We start from the raw sequence: 19,654 nt of genomic DNA, 5'->3' as shown, positions 1-19,654 counted from the left end.
AACTAATCGATGGCACTGACTTTCACCCCTTTTCCGGATCTTGGAAACAAATGCCCTGACTTCACACTGCCCGCGGTGGATGGCAAAACCTATTCGCTGAAAGACTTCAGCAATGGTCAGCCTTTGGTGGTGATGTTCATCTGCAATCACTGCCCGTATGTGCAGGCGATTGAAGACCGCCTGATCCAGTTGGGTCATGATCTGAAAAAGCAAAGCGTGAATGTGATTGCTATTTGTGCCAATGACGAAGAAAGCCACAACCGCGAAGATTCTTTCGAGAATCTGCAAAAACGCGCGCAAGAAAAAGGCTATCCGTTTGTTTACCTGCATGACAAGTCCCAGGCAGTGGCCCATGCCTTTGGCGCCGTGTGCACCCCGGATTATTTTGTGTACGACAAGGACCTGAAACTGGCTTACCGCGGGCGTCTGGACGATTCCTGGAAAGACGCTGCGAAAGTGACCAAGCGTGAACTGTTTGACGCCGTTCAAACGCTTTTGAAAAACGATAAAGTATCTGAAGAACAAACAGCCTCTATGGGCTGCTCTATCAAGTGGGTTTAAGACGATGAAGTATATTTTGGTATTTGTTGCTGTGACGATGATCTCTTTCGGCCTTTTCCTGGCGAACTATCTGGGCGCCTTCAAAGGCGTTGATATTTCTGAATCTGTTCAGGGACCGTTCAAGATTGTCTATGTTGAACACGTCGGCCCTTACCACAAGGTGAACAAACAACTGGAACGTATTGAAAAGTACATGACCTCCCAGAACATGACCTGCGGCCGCACCTTTGGAGAATACCTTGATGATCCACAAGTCGTGGAAGAGGCTCGCCTGCGTTCTAAAGTGGGCTGCATCATCACCGGCGAACCGCCACAACTGGTGGAAGGCCTGCAAGTGGGCGAAATCCCCGAGCGCAAGTATGTGATGGCGGTATTCACAGGATCCCCGGGTATCGGACCTTTGAAAGTGTACCCGCGCGTGAATGACTTCATGGTGAAACACAATCTAAAACAAACCGGCGCCGTGGTAGAGATCTATGAGATCCACTCCATCACCGAGAAAAACGCCATGACCACCACTTACCTGTTCCCGGTTCAATAATGAAGGCCGTGATTTTATCTGCACTGCTGCTGACTTCGGGGCTGGCTTTTGGCGAAGCCCCTTGTCCGGCCAAGTGTCAGGGGCCGTCTTCGACCCCCGATAAAATCACGCTGTCCAAAATCGATTCCACTCCGGCCTGCCTGACCCGCAAGAACGATGAAAGCAATGAAGAAATCATTCAGCGCGAAAAGCTGACCGACTTTGAAGTGCTGGCACGATTGGTTTTTGCCGAAGGCATTTCAACCAATCTGAACAAGTGTTCCAAGTACGAAGACTCGCTGTTTGCAAGCCTTGCCTGGGGCGTGCAAAACCGGGTGGCTCTTTCCGCAGCCCAGCCCCGCTACGCCAAACAATTTGGCAAGGGTCTGCACGGGGTGATCTTCAAGAAAGCCCAGTTCAATCCGGCGGTTTCGAAAAAGTCGTCCTACTCAAGACTTTTCCTGTGCCCAAGTGAGCACCCGCAGTGGCAAAGACTGTGGGAGCTTTCAAAAAAAGCCGCCGATCAGGCACTCTCCCACCCGCAGAAAAATCCGCTGCCGAAATCTGTGACTCATTTTTATTATCCGCAAAGCACTCAGGCGACTAATCCGCCCGTAACGTGGGCTGACCTGAACAAGGATGCCGCCAAAAAGGCGTACATGAAGGACGTCAAAATTGAAGGCACCCGCTATAGCAACGAGTGCATTCAATTCTTTTCTTATTAATTGATCTCGTATTCTGCTGTGACTTCAACACGAACTTTGATCTGACCTGCAGCCACGTCCGTGCTTGCTGCTTCCGCCATCATTTTGGCACCACCAAAGTTTCTGAACACCGGTTGTGGCGGCAAGCCGCCAGAAACACCGTGGCTGATCTTGGAAACACCTTTGATCTTCACACCGGCTGCCTTGGCAATTTCATCCGCCTTGGTGCGGGTCGCACGAACGGCTTCACCCAAAGTGGCCGTTTCCGTCTGATCGCGTTTGTCTGAATCCCAGGAAAGTGACGACACGTTCACCCCGGCATCCATGGTCTTTTTCTCTGCCACCAGAGCGTCCAGGAAATTCCCGGCGTCTTCCACTTTACGCAATGTCACCGTCAAAGACTGGGACACACGGAAGCCAACCATTTTATTCTGACGAAGTTTCTGGTCGTATTCGTATTCAGGATTCAAAGAATAGTTGTCAGTCTGAATGTCCTCTTTTTTGATCTTGAAGTCTTCCAGAGTTTTTCGGACTTGCTTAAACTGGTTCGCCGCCAGGCTTTGAGCTTGCTTCGCCGTCGAAGCCTTGCTCCAGACTTCGATATTGAGGTTGACCATATTCGGGTCCAGTCCTCTTTCTGCAAAACCGCTGACGATAATGTAGCGACTGTCGGCCAAAGCGCGGGCGCCGGATACCATAGAGACAGCCATAAGGCCTGCCAAAACGTACTTCTTCATTCTTCTCCCCTTTCCTTGGGTCAAAACACTAGCATAAGGGAGGGAATGTTTTAGGACAAGCTGCTTCAAGGATTGCGAAGTAACAAAGTTCAGTCATAATTGGAGGCTCAACTTTCAAGGAGTTCCCCAAATGAAAAAGATGCTTTTGATCGGCACAGCAGTAGCAATGATGCTTTCTGGCTGCGCAACTACACAAGAAAACCCAAACACAGCTAAAGGTGCTGGTATCGGTGCGGCGATTGGTGCTGTGGCTGGTGCGGTGATCGGTCACCAAACTGGTAAACGCAATGAAGGCGCTTTGATTGGTGCAGCTTTGGGTGCGGGTATCGGTGGTACTGTTGGTCACCGTCTGGACAAACAGCAAAAAGAACTGGCGAAAATCGCTGAAACCAAAAGAACTGAACAGGGCCTGATCACCAAACTGAAAAGCGACATCCTGTTTGACACGGGTAAAGCGGACTTGAAACCAGCGGCTCAAAACAACATCAATCAACTGGCTGCGATCATGAAGAAATATCCAGAGAACGTGCTGACTGTAAAAGGTTACACTGACGACACGGGTACTCAGATGGTGAACAACCCATTGTCTGAACAACGTGCAAAAGCCGTCAGCGCGCAATTGATTGCTGCGGGCGTTCCTGCACAAACAGTGACTTCTGTTGGTATGGGTGCATTGAACCCAGTGGACCCGGCGAAAACGAAAGAAGCGCGCGCTAAAAACCGCCGCGTGGAAATCGAAATCACTGTCGACGAATCCAAAGTTCCAAAATCCTAGTTCTTAACTGGGCAAAAAGTTCTTAACTGGGCAAAAACAAAAAAGCCGACTTCATCAGTCGGCTTTTTTTATTTTTTAAGCAGGTTTTTTGCCAGATCCAGGAAGCGGGCTTCCGTCACTTCCGACGGCCAAGGGATGATCGGGAAATCAAACGGCTCATCTTCAGAAATATTCCAGGACTTCAGGTCCTTGGTAATCAGGTCACGGACTTCCGTCGCCAGCAGGCGGCGGTCGATCTGCTTCACCACTTTTGGCAGTGGGTATTCCAGGTTGAAACGTTTGGAAATCGCCCAGTGAATGCGTGATTCAATAATCTCAAAATCCGGCAGCAAAGCCTTTACCGGAGACACCAGATCCCCGACATAAGCTTCGGTCGCATCATGGAAAAGCATGTGCAAAGCGATCTCTTTGGTTGGAGAAACTTCCGCCCCCAGGCACGAGTGCTGACCCACGCTGTAAAAGAAACGGGTATGCCCATTAAATCTAGCCTGACGAGCCAGTGCGCAGGCGATGTCTTCGATCATGATCGCATCCGGATCCGGCTTTAGAATACTAAAGCGGCTTCCAGAAAGGGTCACAACCCAGGATTTTTCCACGATTTCAGGACGATTCAAATTTTCCGGCAGAATGGGCATTTCGATATTCATGGGTTGGTTGCTTACCTTATGGTTTCCGCAGTTGCATGAAGAATCCGTGCAAGGCGCCGCGTCAGGGTAGGAATTTCTCGGAACAGTCAAAACACAAAACACCCCCCATTTACCGGAAGGTAACTTGAGAAAAGTATGTGCTCTGCCAGAAGCTGCCTCCATCTCTTTGCGCAAAGAGGACAAAAAAAATCGAACACAAAATGGAGACCCCTGATTATGAAACGTATTATGACTCTTTTGATCACTTTGATGTCCGCTATGCCTGCTTTTGCCGCTGTGAACGCCAACTCTTCCTGGGAGGAGATCATGCGTGACCGCTATGCGATCGTAAAGGCCCCAACGATCTACATGGGCCGCGCGATCGACTACACCTTCGCCTGCCAGGACGGGGACCGTCTGCGCACGCAGAAGCCCGTGGACACCACTGTCAGCCGCACTCGTGGCGACCGTGAAGAGATCATCGTGATCGACCGCGATTATCTGTCCACGCCTATCAACTACACTCACGAAGTAGAAAACTGCTTCTGGAACAACAACCAGCGCCGCTGCAAAATGGAGACGGTCACAGGCTCGTACCCACTGACTGTGAACATTCCCGTTTACAAGCGCATCTCCAACCGCAATGTGGAAAGATATGAGCTGTTGTTTAGAAAATCTTACACGGTCCCTCAGTGTGACACTCCGACGGTGGACTAAGACGCTTTCAATACCCTTTCAACAAGAGGAGTTCCTAGAACTCCTCTTGTCTGTTTACGGACCCGGACTTATCAAGACGCCATGCAAAGACGTGATTTTCTAAAAACCAGTTTGTCCGTGGCAGCCCTTTCTTCTCTTCCTGCATCCTCTTTGGCCAAAGGTTCGGAGTGGGTCAATGACCAGTTGACGGATGACTGGCCGATCGCGCGTCTGAAGGACTCTGAAAACAACAGCATCGACTTCAATGGTGATGACATCAATCGCCCGCACGATGCCTTCTGGAACATCGACGGCTATATTGAGAAAAAAGGCGGCGAACCCAAATCCTTCTCTGAGGACCTGGATGTCGTGATCGTGGGTGGCGGTATTGCCGGTCTTTCCACGGCTTACTATCTGCGCGATAAAAAAATCGCGTTGCTTGAAATGGATTTCAAACTTGGCGGAAACTCCAAGGGCGAGCAGTACAAAAACTCGGTCTATTCCACGGGCGCCGCGTATCTGGTTGAACCAGATCAGACAGCTCCCTTGGGAAGTCTGCTGACAGAGCTGGGTATCTGGGACAAAGCCCGCCGTGAAAGCTCTGATCACACCACAGTTCTTTACAACAATAAATTCACCTCCCCGTTCTGGAAAGGTGCCACCGACAAAGCCGCCGCAGACAACTTCAACAGAGTCTTCAAACGCCTGGCTGAAATCGGCGCGGAAGCAGACTTTGACTATAACGGCGAACTGGCTAAATCTGTCGACCACTTGAACTTTGAACAATGGCTGACCAAAGAATTCGGCGATGTGCACAAGCACTTGCTTGAGTACTTCCAGTTGTATGGCTGGAGCTCGTTCTGCGGTTCCACGGATGAACTGTCTGCTTACCAGTATCTGGGCTTTATCTGTGCGGAAACCGGCACACTGATGGCTTATCCGGGCGGCAACGCCTATGTGGCTCACAAGATGGCGCAAAGAATCCGCAAAGAGGCCGGCGATAAATCCCTGCGCGCAGGCAGCATTGTTTTGCGTGTGACCACCGAAGGTGATTCCGCCGTGATTCTTTATGAAGACGCGATGGGTGCACTTAAAAAGATCCGCGCAAAACAGGTTGTGATGGCCTGCCAGAAATTCGTTGCAAAACGCCTGTTGCCGCAGATGCCGAAAGATCAGGCGGACGCGATCACCATGCTTCCTTACCGCGCGTACTTGGTAGGTAACATCCTGACGAAAAAGAACTTCCAAAGCCCCAGCTATGAACTTTACTGCCTGAAAGGCCAAGTACCGCCGTCCCCGACTCCGATGAAACGTGGGGACCGCAGCTTCACTGATATCTGTTTTGGCACCTGGGCACAGGAAGAAAAAGTCGATCACAGCGTCCTGACGCTTTATCACGGCATCCCTTACGATGGGGCCCGTCAGTTCCTGTTCAACCCGGCTTCCCATGACAAATACAAAGCCAAATATCTGCAGGATGTAGAACCGATTCTGCAAACCATGAATCTTGGCATGAACGACGTGCACGGCATCCGCTTGACCCGCTGGGGTCACGCTTTGCCGCTTTCTCGTGCAGGCCTGATTCAAGATGGTTTGCCACAAAAAGCATCTGAGTCGATCAACGGCATCATCCACTTCGCCAATCAGGACAACTGGATGAATCCCTGCTTCGAGACGGCTCATCACTGCGCAATCGAAGTGGCGACAAAAATCAAAGGCTAATATCCGTCATATTCCTGACCTACAGCCCGTATTAATTTGAGAATGCAGGCGCTTTTTTCTAAAGATCACGGGCGATAGAACGATATAGATTTATGCGTTTTATTGCCCTTTTGCTTTTAATGACGACATCGGTGAATGCCTGGGCTGATGGCAAAGCCTATCTTGATCTGGAAGAAGACCAGATTCTTTCCGTATTTAACAAACCCGGAATGAACTGGAAAAACTGTTCAGCCGACCCCAGTTGTCGCCCGGTGGGGTGGCCAGATCGCGATGCGTCCGTGGAAGTGATCTCCAAACCCCGCAAAATGAAAGTGGAAGACCCCTACACCGGCACCATGCAAATGGAAGAGTACGTGCAAATCAAGTACTCTTACGTGCGGGAACGGGACGGGATCACTTACACTCAGCAAGGCACCGGCTGGGTAGATGCCGCGTATGTCAGCCGCAGTAAAACCAAAGCCGTCTATGGCGCTGCTGACGACAAATCCGAATACTGTCCCCCGATGCAAAAATCCACAACTGGTGGCGGTGCCAAAGAGGTTCAAAAAAGCCTTTCCGGAATTCAGTCCGCTATTGCCAACAAAGGTGTCAAAGAAACGGCCAAGGCATTAAAAGACTCGGTGGGTGCTTGCGTGATCAATCCGAAAAATCCGCCAGCGGCCTATAAGGGCGAAAATCCGTTTGATTCCTATGTTCTGCCTCATCTGAAAAAACAGGCTGTTCCCAAAGTCACCCGTGAAGACGGCAAAATGATGACCCAACAGGACCTGATCACCGTCGATGCTCTGGCGCGCACGATGTATGCCGAGATGGCCCGCTGTTACAAGCACGGTCTGCACTATCCGATGGCGGTGGCTAAGATTGCCGTGAATCGCGCCAACACGGAAAGCCGGCACAAGGAATTTATCAAAGGTTCTCACCACGGCGGAAAAAGTGATCTGGCGAAAGTGGTCACGACCCCGTCACAGTTCAACCTTTGGATGAAGACCCACAACGGACAGAAAAACGGCCCGCTGGCCCACGCCCTGTGCCCGCCTTCAGACAAAAACAAACCGTTCTGGAGTGGGGCAAAGCCCAGCAAGGAAGAACAGGACATCTGGGAAAACACCCTTCGCATTGCCACTGAGGCCGTGCTGTTTCCAAAAAAGTTCAATGCGCGAACCTCCCAACTGAAGCAATTCCATTACACCTCGGGTATGGACAGCTTCTTTGGAATGAAGCAGGTCTTTCCCTGGATCGCGGATCGTAAAGTTTCGAAAAATGCCTGTGTACAGGTCTGGGACGGCGGCGTAAAATAGCCGCATGAGCCAACAAAACTCCGACTATGTATTTCTGATGGATTGTGCTGATTTTTCTGAAGCCCAGGTGGTGAAGTCTTACCTGACTTCACAAGGCTTCCATCCCCGCGTGCGGGATGAACAAACCCGTGGTGTGGCTCCGCATTTTGGTCAGTTGTTGGGTAAACTCACATTGGAAATCCCGGAACATGAATACATGGAAGCTTCTTTGCTGATGGAAAGTCAGGAGAAGCCGCGAGTCCAGATTATTACAGAGAGCGGCTATGACACCCAAGCCCTGGCAAAGAAAGCCCTGTGGAATGCCATCATTGGCTGTACGATGGTGCCCCTGATCTGTAACTTCTATTCCATGGTGCTGGGTTATCGTGTGCTTCGCCACGAAGTTCCCTTAAGCAAGACCAGCCGCAATCGTCTGTTCCTGGCGATTGTGTTTAACTCTATCGGCTTCTTTGTTTGGTTGACCGTGGGTCCAAAGATCCTGAATCTGGGCTTCTAAATTCACAAGAATCACTTTACTAGCACTGGACCTCGCGGTTGTCAAAATTCAATCAGGGTTGCGATACACTGATAGCATGAGACGATGGACCGCCGCCCTGACCGCCTTATGCCTTATTGTATTGAGTTCCCCCCAAGCCCACGCCCTGGTGGTGGTGGGCCAAGAATACGAGCCGTATTATTTCAATAACGGATCTGCGGGTATTGGTGGTGCCTGTTATGAGATCGTGCAAAAACTTTGTTCTCTGGAAAAGTCCCACTGCAAATTCAAGTTCGCGCCGCTAAGAAAATTTTTAACCATGCTGAAAGAAGGTCAGGCGGATATCGGCTGTCCCCTGTCACGATCCGGCCCCCGTGAAACTGCATTCTATATGCACACCCTTTTCCGCGGCCGCTATTCTTTCTTTGGCCTTCCGGAAGCCACCCAAAAAGTAAAAAGTTATGCGGATCTGAAGGACATGCGTATCGGAGTGCTTGCCCCGTCCATGACCGAAATAAGTCTGCAGCGTATTCACGAGTTTGCCGACAAGAACTTTAAAATTGAGCCTGAAAAGACCATCTTTAATTCGCTGTTGAAAGCGCAGAAGAAAAACTATGCCCTGGCTTACGGAAACCGCGACGTGGCCATGCGCTGGATTGAAAAGACCCGTAGCCCTTTGCGGGAGGTTCCGGAACTGGGCGAACCCGTGGCGTACTCCATCGCCTTTTCCAAAAAGAGTTTTGACCCTCAGCGCTTTGAGAAAATTCAACGCTATCTGGTTGAGCTGCACAAAGACGGCACCCTGGAACAAATTGCCCGCAAATACCGCCTGACACTGACGCAGGATTTTTCCGCTCCGCGCCTGCCTGAACCTTAAGATGAGGGCTATTTCTATTTTCCTGTGCCATACTGGCGCCCATGAGCCGGGAATTTCGCAAAGACATCAAAGGGCGCGGGGCCAGTAGCAATTTTTCAAATCGCTATGATTCCCTGACCTATGAAGCCACCGAAGAGGACTTCGACAATTATCAGGACGAAGAAAAACCCCTGCTGCGCACAGAAATCCTGAAAGACAGTTCCCGCACGATCATCTCGCAGAATAAAAGCCCGGACATTGGCTTCACTTATTCCATCAACTCGTATCGCGGATGCGAACATGGCTGTTCTTACTGCTATGCCCGCCCCTCGCACGAATATCTGGGACATTCCCCAGGCCTTGATTTTGAATCAAAAATCTATGTGAAAGAAGAAGGTCCAAAGCTTTTACGCGAGGCTTTGATGAAGCCCTCGTGGAAGGGTGATGTGATCATGATGAGCGGAATCACCGACTGCTATCAGCCGCTGGAAAGAAAAATGCAACTGACCCGCGGATGCCTGCAGGTGCTGGCAGAGTTCAAAAACCCGGCCTCTTTGATTACTAAAAATGCGCTGATCACACGGGATCTGGATATCTTCACGGAAATGGCAAAGTATGACGGGATTCTGATTTATATTTCCGTGACTTCCCTGAATGCGGATCTGGCGGCGAAGCTGGAGCCGCGCACCTCGCGCCCGGAAGCACGCCTGAAAGCCATTGAAACTCTGGCGGCGGCGGGCATTCCTGTGGGCGTAAACGTCGCCCCTTGCATTCCCGGTCTGACAGATCATGAAATGCCGATGATTCTAAAACGAGCGAAAGACGCCGGAGCCAAGTTTGCAGGTTATACTCCCCTGCGACTGCCGTCCACGGTCCTGCCGATTTTTTCCGAATGGCTGCAAGTGCATGAACCCTTGAAAAAAGACAAAGTGCTTAATGCCGTCAAAGACATTCGCGGCGGTCGCCTGAATGATCCGAACTTTGGCTCACGCATGCGGGGTGAGGGCGCTCGCGCCGATCAACTGGAGCAGATGTTTGAGATTTACTGCCGCAAGTGGGGCTTGAACAAAGAAGAGTTTCATCTGTCGTCGGAAAACTTCAAGCGTCCGACCAATCAGCTCAGCTTTGATATTGATTGATTCAAAAAATAAAAAACCCCTGATGTAAAACACCAGGGGTTTTGTTTTTGAACCCTATCCCGGTCTTACAGACCGCGGATCAGATTCAACGCACTTCCAGCGCGGAACCATTTCAACTGTTCAGCGTTGTAAGTGTGTTTCAGCTCGATAGTCTCAGCAGAGCCATCAGCGTGTCTGATGTTCATTTTCACGTTTTTGCCTGGAGCCAGATCTTTCAGATCAACCAGGGAAACACGGTCTGCTTCCTGAACTTTGTCGTAATCTTTTGGATTTACGAAAGTCAAAGCCAGCACACCTTGTTTTTTCAAATTCGTCTCGTGGATACGAGCGAAAGATTTCGTGATAACAGCAGAAGCACCCAAGTGTCTTGGGCACATTGCCGCGTGCTCACGGGAAGAACCTTCACCGTAGTTTTCGTCACCGATGATAACCCAGCCTTTACCCGCTTTTTGGTAAGCACGTGCCACCTGAGCGAATTCTGCTGTTTCACCAGTCAGTTGGTTTTTACCTTTACCAATTTCACCTGTGAACGCGTTATCCGCACCCAACAGCATGTTGTTGGAGATGTTGTCCAGGTGACCACGGTAGTTCAACCATTTACCGCCCGGAGAGATATGATCCGTCGTGCACTTGCCTTTTGCTTTCGCAAGAACCAGTTGATCAACGAAGTCTTTGCCATCCCATTTGGTGAACGGAGAAAGAAGCTGCAAACGATCAGAAGAAGGATTCACTGCCACTTGAGCGGTTGCACCTGCTGGTTTCTGATAGCCTTCAGTGTCTGCGATGAAGCCTTTAGCCGGCAATTCTGGAGCCACTGGCGCCTGAAGTTTGATTTTGCCTTTTGGACCTTCCAGCTCGTCAGTTGCCGGGTTGAAGTCCAAACGACCTGCCAGACCCAACGCCATAACGATTTCCGGAGAAGCGATGAACGCCAGAGTTTCCGGGTTCGCATCGTTACGTGCGCGGAAGTTACGGTTGAAGGAAGTTACGATCGTGTTTTTCTCGCCAGACTTGATGTCGTCACGTTTCCACTGACCGATACAAGGACCGCAAGCGTTCGCAAGAACAGTCGCGCCCACTTCATTGAACGTTGCCATCTGGCCGTCACGCTCAATCGTGTTCTGGATCTGAGTGGAGCCCGGGGAAACCAGAAACGGAGACGTCATTTTCACGCCCACTTCCATAGCTTGTTTCGCCACGAACGCCGCGCGACCGATATCTTCGTAAGAAGAATTCGTGCAGGAGCCGATCAAAGCAGAGGAAATCTTAACTGTGTAACCTTTCTCAGCCACTTCTTTTTTAAGTGCAGAGATAGGACGAGCCAAGTCTGGAGTGTGAGGACCCACCAGGTGTGGTTCCAAAGCAGACAAGTCGATTTCGTAAACTTCGTCGAAGTATTTGCCTGGGTTTGCCACAACGTCGGCATCCGCAGACAGGATGTCTTTATGACCGTCAGCGATGGACGCCAATTGATCACGACCTGTGGATTTCAGGTAAGCGCCCATGCGCTCGTCGTATGGGAATACAGAGCAGGTTGCACCCAGCTCAGCACCCATGTTGGTGATAGTTGCTTTACCAGTACAAGAGATGGAGGACGTGCCTTCACCGAAGTACTCGACAACTTTATCCGTACCACCTTTTACAGTCAGCATTCCGCACAGTTTCAGGATCACGTCTTTAGCAGACGCCCAACCGCCCAGTTTGCCTTTCAGGTGAACACCGATCAGCTTAGGATTTTTAACTTCCCAAGGCAGACCCACCATCACGTCAGAAGCATCAGAACCACCAACACCCACAGCACACATACCCAAACCACCCGCATTCGGAGTGTGAGAGTCCGTACCGATCATCAAGCCGCCTGGGAACGCGTAGTTTTCAAGGATGACTTGGTGAATGATACCAGCGCCTGGTTTCCAGAAGCCGATGTTGTAACGGGAAGAAGCTGTCGCCAGGAAGTCATAAACTTCTTTGTTGGTTGCATTGGCAACAGTCATATCTGCGCCCGCACCTTTGTAAGCCTGGATCAAGTGATCGCAGTGGACTGTGGAAGGAACAGCCGCTTCGTCTTTACCTGCAAGCATGAATTGCAACAAAGCCATTTGCGCTGTCGCATCTTGCATCGCCACGCGGTCTGGTCTTAGAAGCAGGAAGCTTTCGCCACGAACCAATTCCTGGTTCTGTGGATCATCCAAGTGACCGAACAAAATTTTCTCCGCCAATGTCAAAGGGCGGTTCAAGCGATTGCGAACAACAGCCAATCTTTCAGCTGTCTTCTTGTATACGTTCTGCACCATTTCCGGTGTAGTTTCGATTTTCGAAGCCATTGTAATTGCCTTTCTTTTAAGAACGCCCCATCCTAATGAAAATCAGTTGAAATCTCAAACAAAATGCGGGGTTGGGATTCATTCTCGGGACCGTCCCCATGGCCTGAATTGCGCGAGGCATAATGGACTTAAGGCTATTTAAGAACATCGTCATCCTCACTGGTGCCGGCATCTCGGCCGAGAGCGGGATTCGCACGTTCCGGGACCAGAACGGTCTTTGGGAAGATCACCGCATCGAGGACGTGGCGACACCCGAAGCTTTTGCGCGCAACCCGGCTTTGGTTCAGCGCTTTTACAATCTGAGAAGAGCTCAACTGAAAGAGCCAAACCTTGCCCCGAACCCTGCCCACCAGGCATTGGTCGAACTGGAAAACCTTTGGGAGGGGAACTTTCTGCTGGTCACCCAGAACGTCGACAACCTTCACCGACGCGCAGGTTCAAAGAATCTGCTGCACATGCACGGGCGCCTGGATCGCGTGTTCTGCCTGCATTGTGATGAGCATTTCGAGTGGCTGCTGGATCTGGCGGTGGAGCACCCCTGCCCGGCTTGCGGCAGAAAAGGCGGCGTTCGCCCCGATATCGTCTGGTTTGGCGAGATGCCCCATCACATGGAGGAAATCTATGCGGCCCTGGACAAGGCGGATTATTTTATCTCGATTGGAACCAGTGGGAATGTTTACCCGGCTGCGGGCTTTGTACGGCTGGCTTGGAAAGCCAGGAAGATAGAAATCAATCTTAAAGACACCGAGATCTCCCCCGCGTTTGACGAGCACTATGTCGGCCCGGCCTCCACGGAGGTTCCTCGATTTATTGCAGAGTTCCTTCAGGAAGGAACCTAGAACTTACCAGCCAGAATAGCAGCGCTGGGAAGTGATCACTTTGTCAGAGTCACGAACCATGTACAGGCAGCTTTCATAAGCCATGTGAAGCTGGATGCGCACGTGAGGAATCACGTCCCCTTTTGGTGTGATCACGCGGGACGGTTGAGCTTCAATGTCCAGAATTCTGGCGAAAGTGCAAAGTTCGTCGTAAGAGAAATCCTCTTGAGCCGCCACAACCTTGATCGCCGCTGCGTAGCGGTCACTGTGCTCCCATTTTGTGCAAAGGTTACCGGCAAAAGCCGCTGAAGATGCCAACAAAGTCAAAGTCGCCAAAAGAATACGCATTTTGATTCCTCCTTAGGAAAACGGCCCCATGCTTAAAGGACACAGACGTAAAGAGCAAGAATGCTCCGAGCCTTCCCGTTCAATGAAAACTCAATGAAACCGCCTCGCGGTGTATCAAAATAAAACAGACAACTTCTTTTTGGTTACAAAGTTATGAACGGCGTTAATCCGGCTGTTGTTTATCCGATACGTTGGTCTATGGACCAATATCGAGAGCCCACCATTACCTCGGATGACCTTATTTTGCTGAAGAAAGAGAACCCGTTCACCCGGTTCCTTTTCTGCGACTTCAACTTCGTAAGTCGAATCTTTTCACGTCGCAGCCAGGAACTGATCAGGGCAATTTGGATCACGTTCATTTTGGGATCCCTGCTGATTTTCTTTTGCTCACTTGTTCTTTCAGGATTCGATTTTGCTACGACGGCTCGCCTCATCCGGGACACATTTACCGCTGTCAATGGTTCCACTAGAAACTTAACTCAAGGATTCCTGACTCTCACAATGGCTCCAATTGCAGTTTACTGGAGTTTGGATGCTATCTTCGGTCGACGATGGACTTACTGCGCGGGGCTTTATAATGAGCTCGTTAAAATGAGGATTACCAACACTCCAACTGACAGACTGGAGCTTTATTTCTTCAACCGAAAAGAGGAGTATTTAGAAGCTCTCATCGCGTATGACCTCTTTGATTTGGATCTGTACCACCAGAAGTCATTTAGTGAGTTTTTTGCACGCGTACTCGAAAAGTCAGTTAAAGAAAAAAACTGGGTTTTGAACAGCTTCATCGTCGATTTGAGATCGAAAAAGATCGGCCATGATGAAGTTAAAAATCTGCTTAGCGCATACTTAGACCAGAAAAAAAGAGCCATGGAAAGCGCTCGAAATCGCGCAGTGACACTTCGCCATACTCAGACCGTGGCGCGAGCAAAGCAACATAGCCAAAACAAGATCAAGCTAAGAGGCCACCTGGCAAAATATAAAGGCAAAAAAGCCAGTATCACCGTTGCCTCCGGCCAATTCCCAGGAAATCCAAAAAGGAAGACGCCTTAATAGCCCGGAGCCCCGGCTTCTTTGGCGCCGCCAGCTTCCCGTTCGGCTTCTTCTTCGTCGGTTTCAAAAAGCTCGACGTAATCCTGATAACCATTTTGGGAAAGGTCGCGGACCGGAATGAATTTTAAGGCAAAAGGATTCACCCAATAATCGTTGTCCGCCCGAAGCAGGATCGGCTCTCCGGTTTTGGCGTCGACAAAGATGCCTTCAGGTTCAAGGCCCTCAATATCATTCATATGGCGAAACGGAGAGAAATCGGGAGTAGTCATAACCACCTCCTTCTTTGCCTCTGATTATCCCCCCTAGCGCAAGGGAGCCCAAGGTCTTTTGCTCTGCCATTCTGCACCAGCCGCTCTGATTTCTGTTGGCAACGAAGCTCTGTTCGATAGTCTAGGGGTATGATGCATCTATTTTTACTGCTGACACAATTGGTATGGGCGGCTCCGCAGGCGGCTCTTTATGAACGACCTTGTTACATGGACGAGGGCGATGCGCTGACCACGCACCTGCAGGTTTCTGAAGACCAGTGGATTTTGACCCATCTGGCTTATGAAGAAGATGCATGCAAGCAGGCCTATCTGGCTTTTGAAATCCAGTACACCACCGCCACGGCCGGGACCGATGTTGATTTGACTGTGTCTGAGTCCTCGTACACTCCATTGACTGAAGAAGTGGCGGAGGCTTTGAATATGGTGAAATACTGCGACTACACCGACTGGAAACGGGGCGAGAAAAAAGTCGTCTCGGGATATTTGTGTGACGAATACAAAGCTCCGAATGTGGGCGACAAAACCTATTCGATCTTCAAAACCGAACAAAAAGACGGCGCTGAGCTTTTGTACATCGGTGCAGCTTCAGCGCAAGGAAGCGGCAAGTCCCCTTCCCAGCGCCATAAAAAATACGAACCGCTGCCGTTCTTCAAACAATAAAAAAAGCCGGATGAAAATCCGGCTTTTTTATTGCCCCCTTACAAGCACTCATACAGATGAGCGGACTCCTTGACATTACCACGGAAGGAGATGCCCGCCATGCCGTCGACGACGATCTCTTTCACGTTCTCTGGTTCGCGCATTTTACCCAGAGAAATATACAAGCCGCCTTTTTCACAGAGAATATTGTACATCGGATAGAAACCATTCAGCTCAAGCACAGTGCTCATTTTATTGTCTTTTTCACCATTCAGGACGACGGCCGGCATATTCACCGTCGGAATTTGAAGGCTATAGTAAGTGACCAGATCCTTATTCATTACACTTGCCAGGGCTTGGTAGCGCTGAATTGGAAGTTCAAGTTCGTTTTCAACTATCATCTCACTGTAAGAATCCAGATTGAACCGGCCTGCGTACTGGCGAAGGAATCCGGTGTTGCCATTGTCTGTTCCTCCCGTGGGATAAATTCCATAGACACAGACATAGTGAACGAATTTTGTCCCGTTCAGATTCAGGTCTGCAACTTTAGGCAGAGCAAAATTCATACGATAGTCCCCGCCATATTTATTACCCAGCAAAGAAAACAAAGCCATATTTTGATTGATATCAATAAGACGCCCGTCAGCTTTCATCCAGACATTTTCATCGGGAACAGTAGCAGCGTTAAAAGCACGCACTTCAGAAAGTCCGCAATCATATTCACCGGCATGAGCCGTAGCAGTCAGGGACAGAGCCAACAGAATTTGCGCAATCAGGATGAACTTTTTCATAACAACCTCTTTCAGGTGATTTGTTTTAGATACAAACCTATAAAGCAACGGCGGTGCCAAAGCTTTACACCCTTGAAAATGGCTTTATTTTGATCTGAGAGGAAGGCTGCCGGAATCTCGGCAAGGCAGTCTGCCGGGGACCCGGCAACTGCTGAGGATTCGTCACGGACTATTTCTTTTTGGTTTTCTGAACTTCAAAGATGTACGGATAGAAAACGCTGACGATTTTCCCCGTTCTTTGGTTCTGAAGCTTTTCAAACTTCGCCTGACGAATGGATGTTTCAATACAGGAATTCAAAGCCGGTGACGCCGGACGAACACGGTTTTCCTTGAATTGGAACATAGTCACAGAGCCTTCAGAATCAAAGCTGAAATCCACAACCACTTTACCCACCGGAATCGGCTGATTGGCCGCCTTGGCTTCTGCCACGGTCTGGTCATGACATTTTTTTAGCTCGGCAATCACAACATCTTTGTTGGTGTGGTGCGCGGACTTCAGATCGACTTTGGCTTCGCCCTGAGGGGCCGTCAAAGTGATGTTTTCTGAGGGCATCTGCTCTGGAGTTTCAGAGCCAGGCACCGGCTCTACCGGAGGCGTCTGCGCCCCTGCTTGCAAAGCCATCAGGGTCAATGAAGTAACAATCAAAGATTTCATTTTTATTTCTCCTCGACCGCGGATACCACCGCGGTCAGAACTTTCTTAGCATGATCCACCTGGGATTTCATGGTTTCTTTTTCTTTCATTTTGCCCAGCATCTCTTCCGGTGCAAAACTCAAGGTCTGGAAGAACTCAAAACTTTTTGCGATGTCATCACCATGGTCACGACGAATGCTTGGTGGAATGACTTCCAACAAACGTTCAATTTCCATCGCCGCCCCACCTGTGCCCGACACTTCCCCCAGAACGGTGTAGAACGTGTTGGTCATTTCAACACCCACTTTGCGGTAATCATTTTTACCCAAAGCCGTGTCGACAACCTTAAAGCGTTTTTGCACAAGCTCTTTCAAAGTACGGCGACGGCGGCCCCAGCCGAATTCACGCTGTGCTTTTACCAGCAACAACAATGATGCCACGGAATAAAGCACCGCCCACAACCACGGGCGATAAAGGACGCTGGCTTCAGCCGCTGGCTGCCACTGCATCAAAGGATCCGGCAAACGGTTTTCAACCACTTTCGGAGCCTCTGCTTTTTTCCCCGCATCGGCCATGCGCGAAGAAGACCCCACGGGTGCATTTGGATTATTCGAAACCGTCAAATTGATCGGTTGAGTCGTGCGGGTGTAGTACTTCTTGGTCTGAGGATCAAACATACTGACACTCAAGCCCGGCAGAACCATCTGGCCTTCCTGACGAGGGATCACCAGCACTTCAAATTCCTTGTAGCTGCGCCCGTTTTTAAAGAACTTGGATTCCGACTTGCTGTCGTACTGTTCAAGGCCCGTGGGCAGATTCAAGGCCGGAAGATCAATCATCTTCGCATTGCCGGCCCCTTCAAAGCGCACTTTCAGACTGAACGGCTGATTCACCAAAACTTGCGGATTTTCGACAGACGCATGCAGTTCAAACTGCCCCACTGCCCCGGTAAAGTCGGAAGGACGCCCTTCCACTGGCAAAGGTTTCACTTTGATTGGAACAGCGGCCGAGCTTTTCGTGTATTCATACGGCTTGCCATAGAATCCGAACCCTTGGGTCGGCAGGCGCACGCGGGACTTGATCTTGTATTCATCAATCGTCGCTGTTCCCGGCTTGATCGGGAACAGGGCGTGGGACGCCAGCAGGGCCTTTTTCCATGGCGTGCCGTTGACGATTTCTTCGGTGAACTGGATGGACGGAACCTCTTCGATGATTTCTTTCCAGAAGCCTTTCAGACTTGGGAATTTCAGACGATCCAGGGTTTCCATCTGACCACGGGTGTAGATGTACCAGTTGACTGTGACCTGCTCGCCTTCAAAGACTTCTGTTTTGTCGACTTCAACAGAGATGAAAAAAGCCTCGTTCGGATTTGTCGGCAGACTGCGGAAAGCAGCCTCTGGCAGACCTGTGGAATTCGGATAGCCACCAAAGTCCTCCTGCTGTTGCTGCCCTTGCATTTGCTGCTGCAAAAGTCTTTGCCGCTGACGCAACAACTGATCAAAGATCTCTTGTTCGGCCTGATCCATGGATTCAAACGGATCATCAAACCCCGGAGGCGCCATGGACGGACGCTTAGGAGGTTTTCCGCCCCCCATGCTTTCCTGACCGACTTTGATCACGATAGGTTGGGTGCGGTGAACTTTGCCACCGATCACCACTTCAAAAGAACCCACACTGAGGGTCCCCGTTTTCTTGGGGCTCATCTGATAATGGAATTCTTTGCGACGCTGGGTCTGAAACTGCATCCCGGAGGGCGTGTTCACCAGCTTCTGGGCCACGGCATTGCTTTGCCAGTTGTTCAAAAGATCAAAACCATCCAGATCCGGCAAACGCGGGTCCTGGATGTCAACGTCTTCACTGGACGTCACGGCTACGGTCAAAGTGAATGTATCACCCAGGCCCATTTCGTTGCGATCCACAGTGGACTGCACGGTGGTGCCCGCGGCTTGGGCAAAAAGCCCGAAGAAAATAAAACTTAGAAAGAACAGGAAATTACCAGTCTTTGTCACGAGGCTGCTCCTTCACATCTTTGCGATTGTATTCAGCACGGATTTTTTCTTCCTGCTGTTTCAATTCGCCCAGGATCTTTTTCACGTCCCCTTCAGTCAGCTCTTTCCCGTTAAACGGGCGAGGCTTGTACTTTTGGGACTGCTGAGGGGTTTTCCCCTCTTTTTGTTCCTGATCCTTGTCGCCTTCTTTAGGATCTTTTCCATCCTGATTTTGCTGCTGTTGATTCTTGTCACCATTTTGCGGCTGATCTTGCTTGCCCTCACCGCCACCCTGACCCTGCTGTTGTTGGGTCAAAAGCTCGATGTTGGTTTTCACTTCCTTGGAAGACGGAATGATCTCCAGCGCCTTTTGATAAACCGCCAAAGCCTCGTCCACCTGCTTGGCCTTGCCTAAAAGCTGCGCCTGATTAAAGCGCGCCATAAACACCAGCTCAAAATTCTTGTCGGCCAAGGCCAGCTTCTCGGCCTCACGATAAGACTGCAGCGCTTTTTCCGCCTGCTGCAGACCTTCAAAGCTCAAACCCAAATTCAAATGAAGCTGCCCCACAAACGGATCATAGCGAAGAGCCTCAAGATACTTCTCCATCGCCCCCGGATACTTCTGCCCCGTCAGAGCTTTATTCCCCTCACGATTCAGTTCAAGGGTCTTCAAGTGAGGTCTTC

At 50.3% G+C, this 19,654-nt stretch carries 22 protein-coding genes; 13 read left to right on the top strand and 9 right to left on the bottom strand.

The genetic code is table 11. From position 1 onward, the window contains the following. The first annotated feature begins 9 nt into the window (after nucleotides 1–9). From B9G79_RS05495 to B9G79_RS05485, 3 genes are read left to right on the top strand one after another with little or no spacing between them, the layout of a single operon-like run. On the top strand, nucleotides 10–561 hold the full coding sequence (locus tag B9G79_RS05495) for a thioredoxin family protein (RefSeq protein WP_088564642.1): 552 nt from the start codon (nucleotides 10–12) through the stop codon (nucleotides 559–561). A 4-nt stretch (nucleotides 562–565) separates the two neighbouring features. Next, entirely contained in the window at nucleotides 566–1,102 is a 537-nt protein-coding gene (locus B9G79_RS05490) for a GyrI-like domain-containing protein (protein ID WP_088564641.1), read from the top strand. Next, nucleotides 1,102–1,806 (top strand): cell wall hydrolase, encoded by a 705-nt coding sequence (locus B9G79_RS05485; protein WP_088564640.1) that lies wholly within the window; start codon nucleotides 1,102–1,104, stop codon nucleotides 1,804–1,806. Before B9G79_RS05490 ends, B9G79_RS05485 begins: the two co-directional genes overlap by 1 nt. On the opposite strand, the gene B9G79_RS05480 is transcribed toward B9G79_RS05485, so the two are convergent. Then, nucleotides 1,803–2,522 carry an SIMPL domain-containing protein gene (locus B9G79_RS05480; protein WP_232469206.1) on the bottom strand — a complete coding sequence of 240 codons (720 nt, stop codon included), beginning with the start codon at nucleotides 2,520–2,522 and terminating at the stop codon, nucleotides 1,803–1,805. The two genes, B9G79_RS05485 and B9G79_RS05480, sit on opposite strands and share 4 nt — an antisense overlap. Nucleotides 2,523–2,652: 130 nt before the next feature. On the opposite strand from B9G79_RS05480, the gene B9G79_RS05475 reads away from it, so the two are divergent. Continuing rightward, nucleotides 2,653–3,297 carry an OmpA family protein gene (locus B9G79_RS05475; RefSeq protein WP_088564639.1) on the top strand — a complete coding sequence of 215 codons (645 nt, stop codon included), beginning with the start codon at nucleotides 2,653–2,655 and terminating at the stop codon, nucleotides 3,295–3,297. A 68-nt stretch (nucleotides 3,298–3,365) separates the two neighbouring features. On the opposite strand, the gene B9G79_RS05470 is transcribed toward B9G79_RS05475, so the two are convergent. Continuing rightward, a complete protein-coding gene (locus B9G79_RS05470; protein WP_088564638.1) occupies nucleotides 3,366–3,944 on the bottom strand; it encodes an HD family phosphohydrolase in 579 nt (192 codons plus the stop codon). Nucleotides 3,945–4,160: 216 nt separating this feature from the next. Between B9G79_RS05470 and B9G79_RS05465 the strand changes: the two genes are divergently transcribed. The 6 genes from B9G79_RS05465 (at nucleotide 4,161) to B9G79_RS05440 (ending at nucleotide 10,109) form a co-directional block, all read left to right on the top strand. Next, on the top strand, nucleotides 4,161–4,640 hold the full coding sequence (locus B9G79_RS05465) for a hypothetical protein (protein WP_232469205.1): 480 nt from the start codon (nucleotides 4,161–4,163) through the stop codon (nucleotides 4,638–4,640). Nucleotides 4,641–4,721: 81 nt separating this feature from the next. After that, on the top strand, nucleotides 4,722–6,341 hold the full coding sequence (locus B9G79_RS05460) for an FAD-dependent oxidoreductase (protein ID WP_088564636.1): 1,620 nt from the start codon (nucleotides 4,722–4,724) through the stop codon (nucleotides 6,339–6,341). Between the two features lie 92 nt (nucleotides 6,342–6,433). After that, complete coding sequence (locus tag B9G79_RS05455) at nucleotides 6,434–7,639, top strand: hypothetical protein (protein ID WP_088564635.1); 1,206 nt, start codon at nucleotides 6,434–6,436, stop codon at nucleotides 7,637–7,639. Nucleotides 7,640–7,643: 4 nt separating this feature from the next. Beyond that, nucleotides 7,644–8,135 carry a hypothetical protein gene (locus B9G79_RS05450; RefSeq protein WP_088564634.1) on the top strand — a complete coding sequence of 164 codons (492 nt, stop codon included), beginning with the start codon at nucleotides 7,644–7,646 and terminating at the stop codon, nucleotides 8,133–8,135. Between the two features lie 76 nt (nucleotides 8,136–8,211). Then, nucleotides 8,212–8,991 (top strand): substrate-binding periplasmic protein, encoded by a 780-nt coding sequence (locus tag B9G79_RS05445; RefSeq protein ID WP_088564633.1) that lies wholly within the window; start codon nucleotides 8,212–8,214, stop codon nucleotides 8,989–8,991. A gap of 41 nt (nucleotides 8,992–9,032) precedes the next feature. Further along, on the top strand, nucleotides 9,033–10,109 hold the full coding sequence (locus tag B9G79_RS05440; RefSeq protein WP_088564632.1) for a PA0069 family radical SAM protein: 1,077 nt from the start codon (nucleotides 9,033–9,035) through the stop codon (nucleotides 10,107–10,109). Nucleotides 10,110–10,174: 65 nt separating this feature from the next. On the opposite strand, the gene B9G79_RS05435 is transcribed toward B9G79_RS05440, so the two are convergent. Further along, complete coding sequence (locus B9G79_RS05435) at nucleotides 10,175–12,433, bottom strand: aconitate hydratase (RefSeq protein WP_088564631.1); 2,259 nt, start codon at nucleotides 12,431–12,433, stop codon at nucleotides 10,175–10,177. 122 nt (nucleotides 12,434–12,555) lie between these two features. Here B9G79_RS05435 and cobB point away from each other — a divergent pair, with 122 nt between their 5' ends. After that, nucleotides 12,556–13,272, top strand: coding sequence for a Sir2 family NAD+-dependent deacetylase (gene cobB, locus B9G79_RS05430; protein WP_088564630.1), 717 nt, complete (start codon nucleotides 12,556–12,558; stop codon nucleotides 13,270–13,272). Between the two features lie 3 nt (nucleotides 13,273–13,275). Here cobB and B9G79_RS05425 read toward each other — a convergent pair whose 3' ends face one another. After that, entirely contained in the window at nucleotides 13,276–13,599 is a 324-nt protein-coding gene (locus tag B9G79_RS05425; protein WP_088564629.1) for a hypothetical protein, read from the bottom strand. A gap of 153 nt (nucleotides 13,600–13,752) precedes the next feature. Here B9G79_RS05425 and B9G79_RS05420 point away from each other — a divergent pair, with 153 nt between their 5' ends. Next, nucleotides 13,753–14,649, top strand: coding sequence for a hypothetical protein (locus tag B9G79_RS05420; RefSeq protein ID WP_088564628.1), 897 nt, complete (start codon nucleotides 13,753–13,755; stop codon nucleotides 14,647–14,649). Here the strand turns inward: B9G79_RS05420 and B9G79_RS05415 are convergent. Then, nucleotides 14,646–14,918, bottom strand: coding sequence for a peptide methionine sulfoxide reductase (locus B9G79_RS05415; protein WP_041577875.1), 273 nt, complete (start codon nucleotides 14,916–14,918; stop codon nucleotides 14,646–14,648). The genes B9G79_RS05420 and B9G79_RS05415 overlap by 4 nt on opposite strands. 129 nt (nucleotides 14,919–15,047) lie before the next feature. Between B9G79_RS05415 and B9G79_RS05410 the strand changes: the two genes are divergently transcribed. Beyond that, entirely contained in the window at nucleotides 15,048–15,578 is a 531-nt protein-coding gene (locus B9G79_RS05410; protein WP_088564627.1) for a hypothetical protein, read from the top strand. A 38-nt stretch (nucleotides 15,579–15,616) separates the two neighbouring features. Here B9G79_RS05410 and B9G79_RS05405 read toward each other — a convergent pair whose 3' ends face one another. The 4 genes from B9G79_RS05405 to B9G79_RS05390 form a co-directional block, all read right to left on the bottom strand. Next, nucleotides 15,617–16,348: a tail fiber protein gene (locus tag B9G79_RS05405; protein WP_088564626.1), complete on the bottom strand. Its 732-nt coding sequence runs from the start codon at nucleotides 16,346–16,348 to the stop codon at nucleotides 15,617–15,619. Between the two features lie 169 nt (nucleotides 16,349–16,517). Continuing rightward, a complete protein-coding gene (locus B9G79_RS05400) occupies nucleotides 16,518–17,003 on the bottom strand; it encodes a hypothetical protein (RefSeq protein WP_088564625.1) in 486 nt (161 codons plus the stop codon). Between the two features lie 2 nt (nucleotides 17,004–17,005). Continuing rightward, nucleotides 17,006–18,991 carry a BatD family protein gene (locus B9G79_RS05395; protein ID WP_088564624.1) on the bottom strand — a complete coding sequence of 662 codons (1,986 nt, stop codon included), beginning with the start codon at nucleotides 18,989–18,991 and terminating at the stop codon, nucleotides 17,006–17,008. Then, on the bottom strand, nucleotides 18,975–19,643 hold the full coding sequence (locus B9G79_RS05390; protein ID WP_232469204.1) for a tetratricopeptide repeat protein: 669 nt from the start codon (nucleotides 19,641–19,643) through the stop codon (nucleotides 18,975–18,977). The genes B9G79_RS05395 and B9G79_RS05390 overlap by 17 nt, the downstream gene beginning before the upstream one ends. Nucleotides 19,644–19,654: the final 11 nt, after the last annotated feature.

The sequence above is a fragment of the Bdellovibrio bacteriovorus genome, assembly GCF_002208115.1.
In the GTDB taxonomy this organism is placed as follows: Bacteria; Bdellovibrionota; Bdellovibrionia; order Bdellovibrionales; family Bdellovibrionaceae; genus Bdellovibrio; species Bdellovibrio bacteriovorus_C.
Note: the sequence above shows the minus strand (reverse complement) of the source record. Positions and strands in the feature narration are given on the sequence as shown.

What these genes read in the sequence shown, in the direction of transcription:
- B9G79_RS05460 (WP_088564636.1), top strand. Translation starts at nt 4,722, where the DNA reads ATGCAAAGACGTGATTTTCTAAAAACCAGTTTGTCCGTGGCAGCCCTT.
- B9G79_RS05465 (WP_232469205.1), top strand. Translation starts at nt 4,161, where the DNA reads ATGAAACGTATTATGACTCTTTTGATCACTTTGATGTCCGCTATGCCT.
- B9G79_RS05405 (WP_088564626.1), bottom strand. Translation starts at nt 16,348, where the DNA reads ATGAAAAAGTTCATCCTGATTGCGCAAATTCTGTTGGCTCTGTCCCTG.
- B9G79_RS05470 (WP_088564638.1), bottom strand. Translation starts at nt 3,944, where the DNA reads ATGAATATCGAAATGCCCATTCTGCCGGAAAATTTGAATCGTCCTGAA.
- B9G79_RS05445 (WP_088564633.1), top strand. Translation starts at nt 8,212, where the DNA reads ATGAGACGATGGACCGCCGCCCTGACCGCCTTATGCCTTATTGTATTG.
- B9G79_RS05455 (WP_088564635.1), top strand. Translation starts at nt 6,434, where the DNA reads ATGCGTTTTATTGCCCTTTTGCTTTTAATGACGACATCGGTGAATGCC.
- B9G79_RS05440 (WP_088564632.1), top strand. Translation starts at nt 9,033, where the DNA reads ATGAGCCGGGAATTTCGCAAAGACATCAAAGGGCGCGGGGCCAGTAGC.
- B9G79_RS05490 (WP_088564641.1), top strand. Translation starts at nt 566, where the DNA reads ATGAAGTATATTTTGGTATTTGTTGCTGTGACGATGATCTCTTTCGGC.
- B9G79_RS05410 (WP_088564627.1), top strand. Translation starts at nt 15,048, where the DNA reads ATGATGCATCTATTTTTACTGCTGACACAATTGGTATGGGCGGCTCCG.
- B9G79_RS05495 (WP_088564642.1), top strand. Translation starts at nt 10, where the DNA reads ATGGCACTGACTTTCACCCCTTTTCCGGATCTTGGAAACAAATGCCCT.
- B9G79_RS05420 (WP_088564628.1), top strand. Translation starts at nt 13,753, where the DNA reads ATGAACGGCGTTAATCCGGCTGTTGTTTATCCGATACGTTGGTCTATG.
- cobB (WP_088564630.1), top strand. Translation starts at nt 12,556, where the DNA reads ATGGACTTAAGGCTATTTAAGAACATCGTCATCCTCACTGGTGCCGGC.
- B9G79_RS05485 (WP_088564640.1), top strand. Translation starts at nt 1,102, where the DNA reads ATGAAGGCCGTGATTTTATCTGCACTGCTGCTGACTTCGGGGCTGGCT.
- B9G79_RS05400 (WP_088564625.1), bottom strand. Translation starts at nt 17,003, where the DNA reads ATGAAATCTTTGATTGTTACTTCATTGACCCTGATGGCTTTGCAAGCA.
- B9G79_RS05435 (WP_088564631.1), bottom strand. Translation starts at nt 12,433, where the DNA reads ATGGCTTCGAAAATCGAAACTACACCGGAAATGGTGCAGAACGTATAC.
- B9G79_RS05415 (WP_041577875.1), bottom strand. Translation starts at nt 14,918, where the DNA reads ATGACTACTCCCGATTTCTCTCCGTTTCGCCATATGAATGATATTGAG.
- B9G79_RS05475 (WP_088564639.1), top strand. Translation starts at nt 2,653, where the DNA reads ATGAAAAAGATGCTTTTGATCGGCACAGCAGTAGCAATGATGCTTTCT.
- B9G79_RS05450 (WP_088564634.1), top strand. Translation starts at nt 7,644, where the DNA reads ATGAGCCAACAAAACTCCGACTATGTATTTCTGATGGATTGTGCTGAT.
- B9G79_RS05480 (WP_232469206.1), bottom strand. Translation starts at nt 2,522, where the DNA reads ATGAAGAAGTACGTTTTGGCAGGCCTTATGGCTGTCTCTATGGTATCC.
- B9G79_RS05425 (WP_088564629.1), bottom strand. Translation starts at nt 13,599, where the DNA reads ATGCGTATTCTTTTGGCGACTTTGACTTTGTTGGCATCTTCAGCGGCT.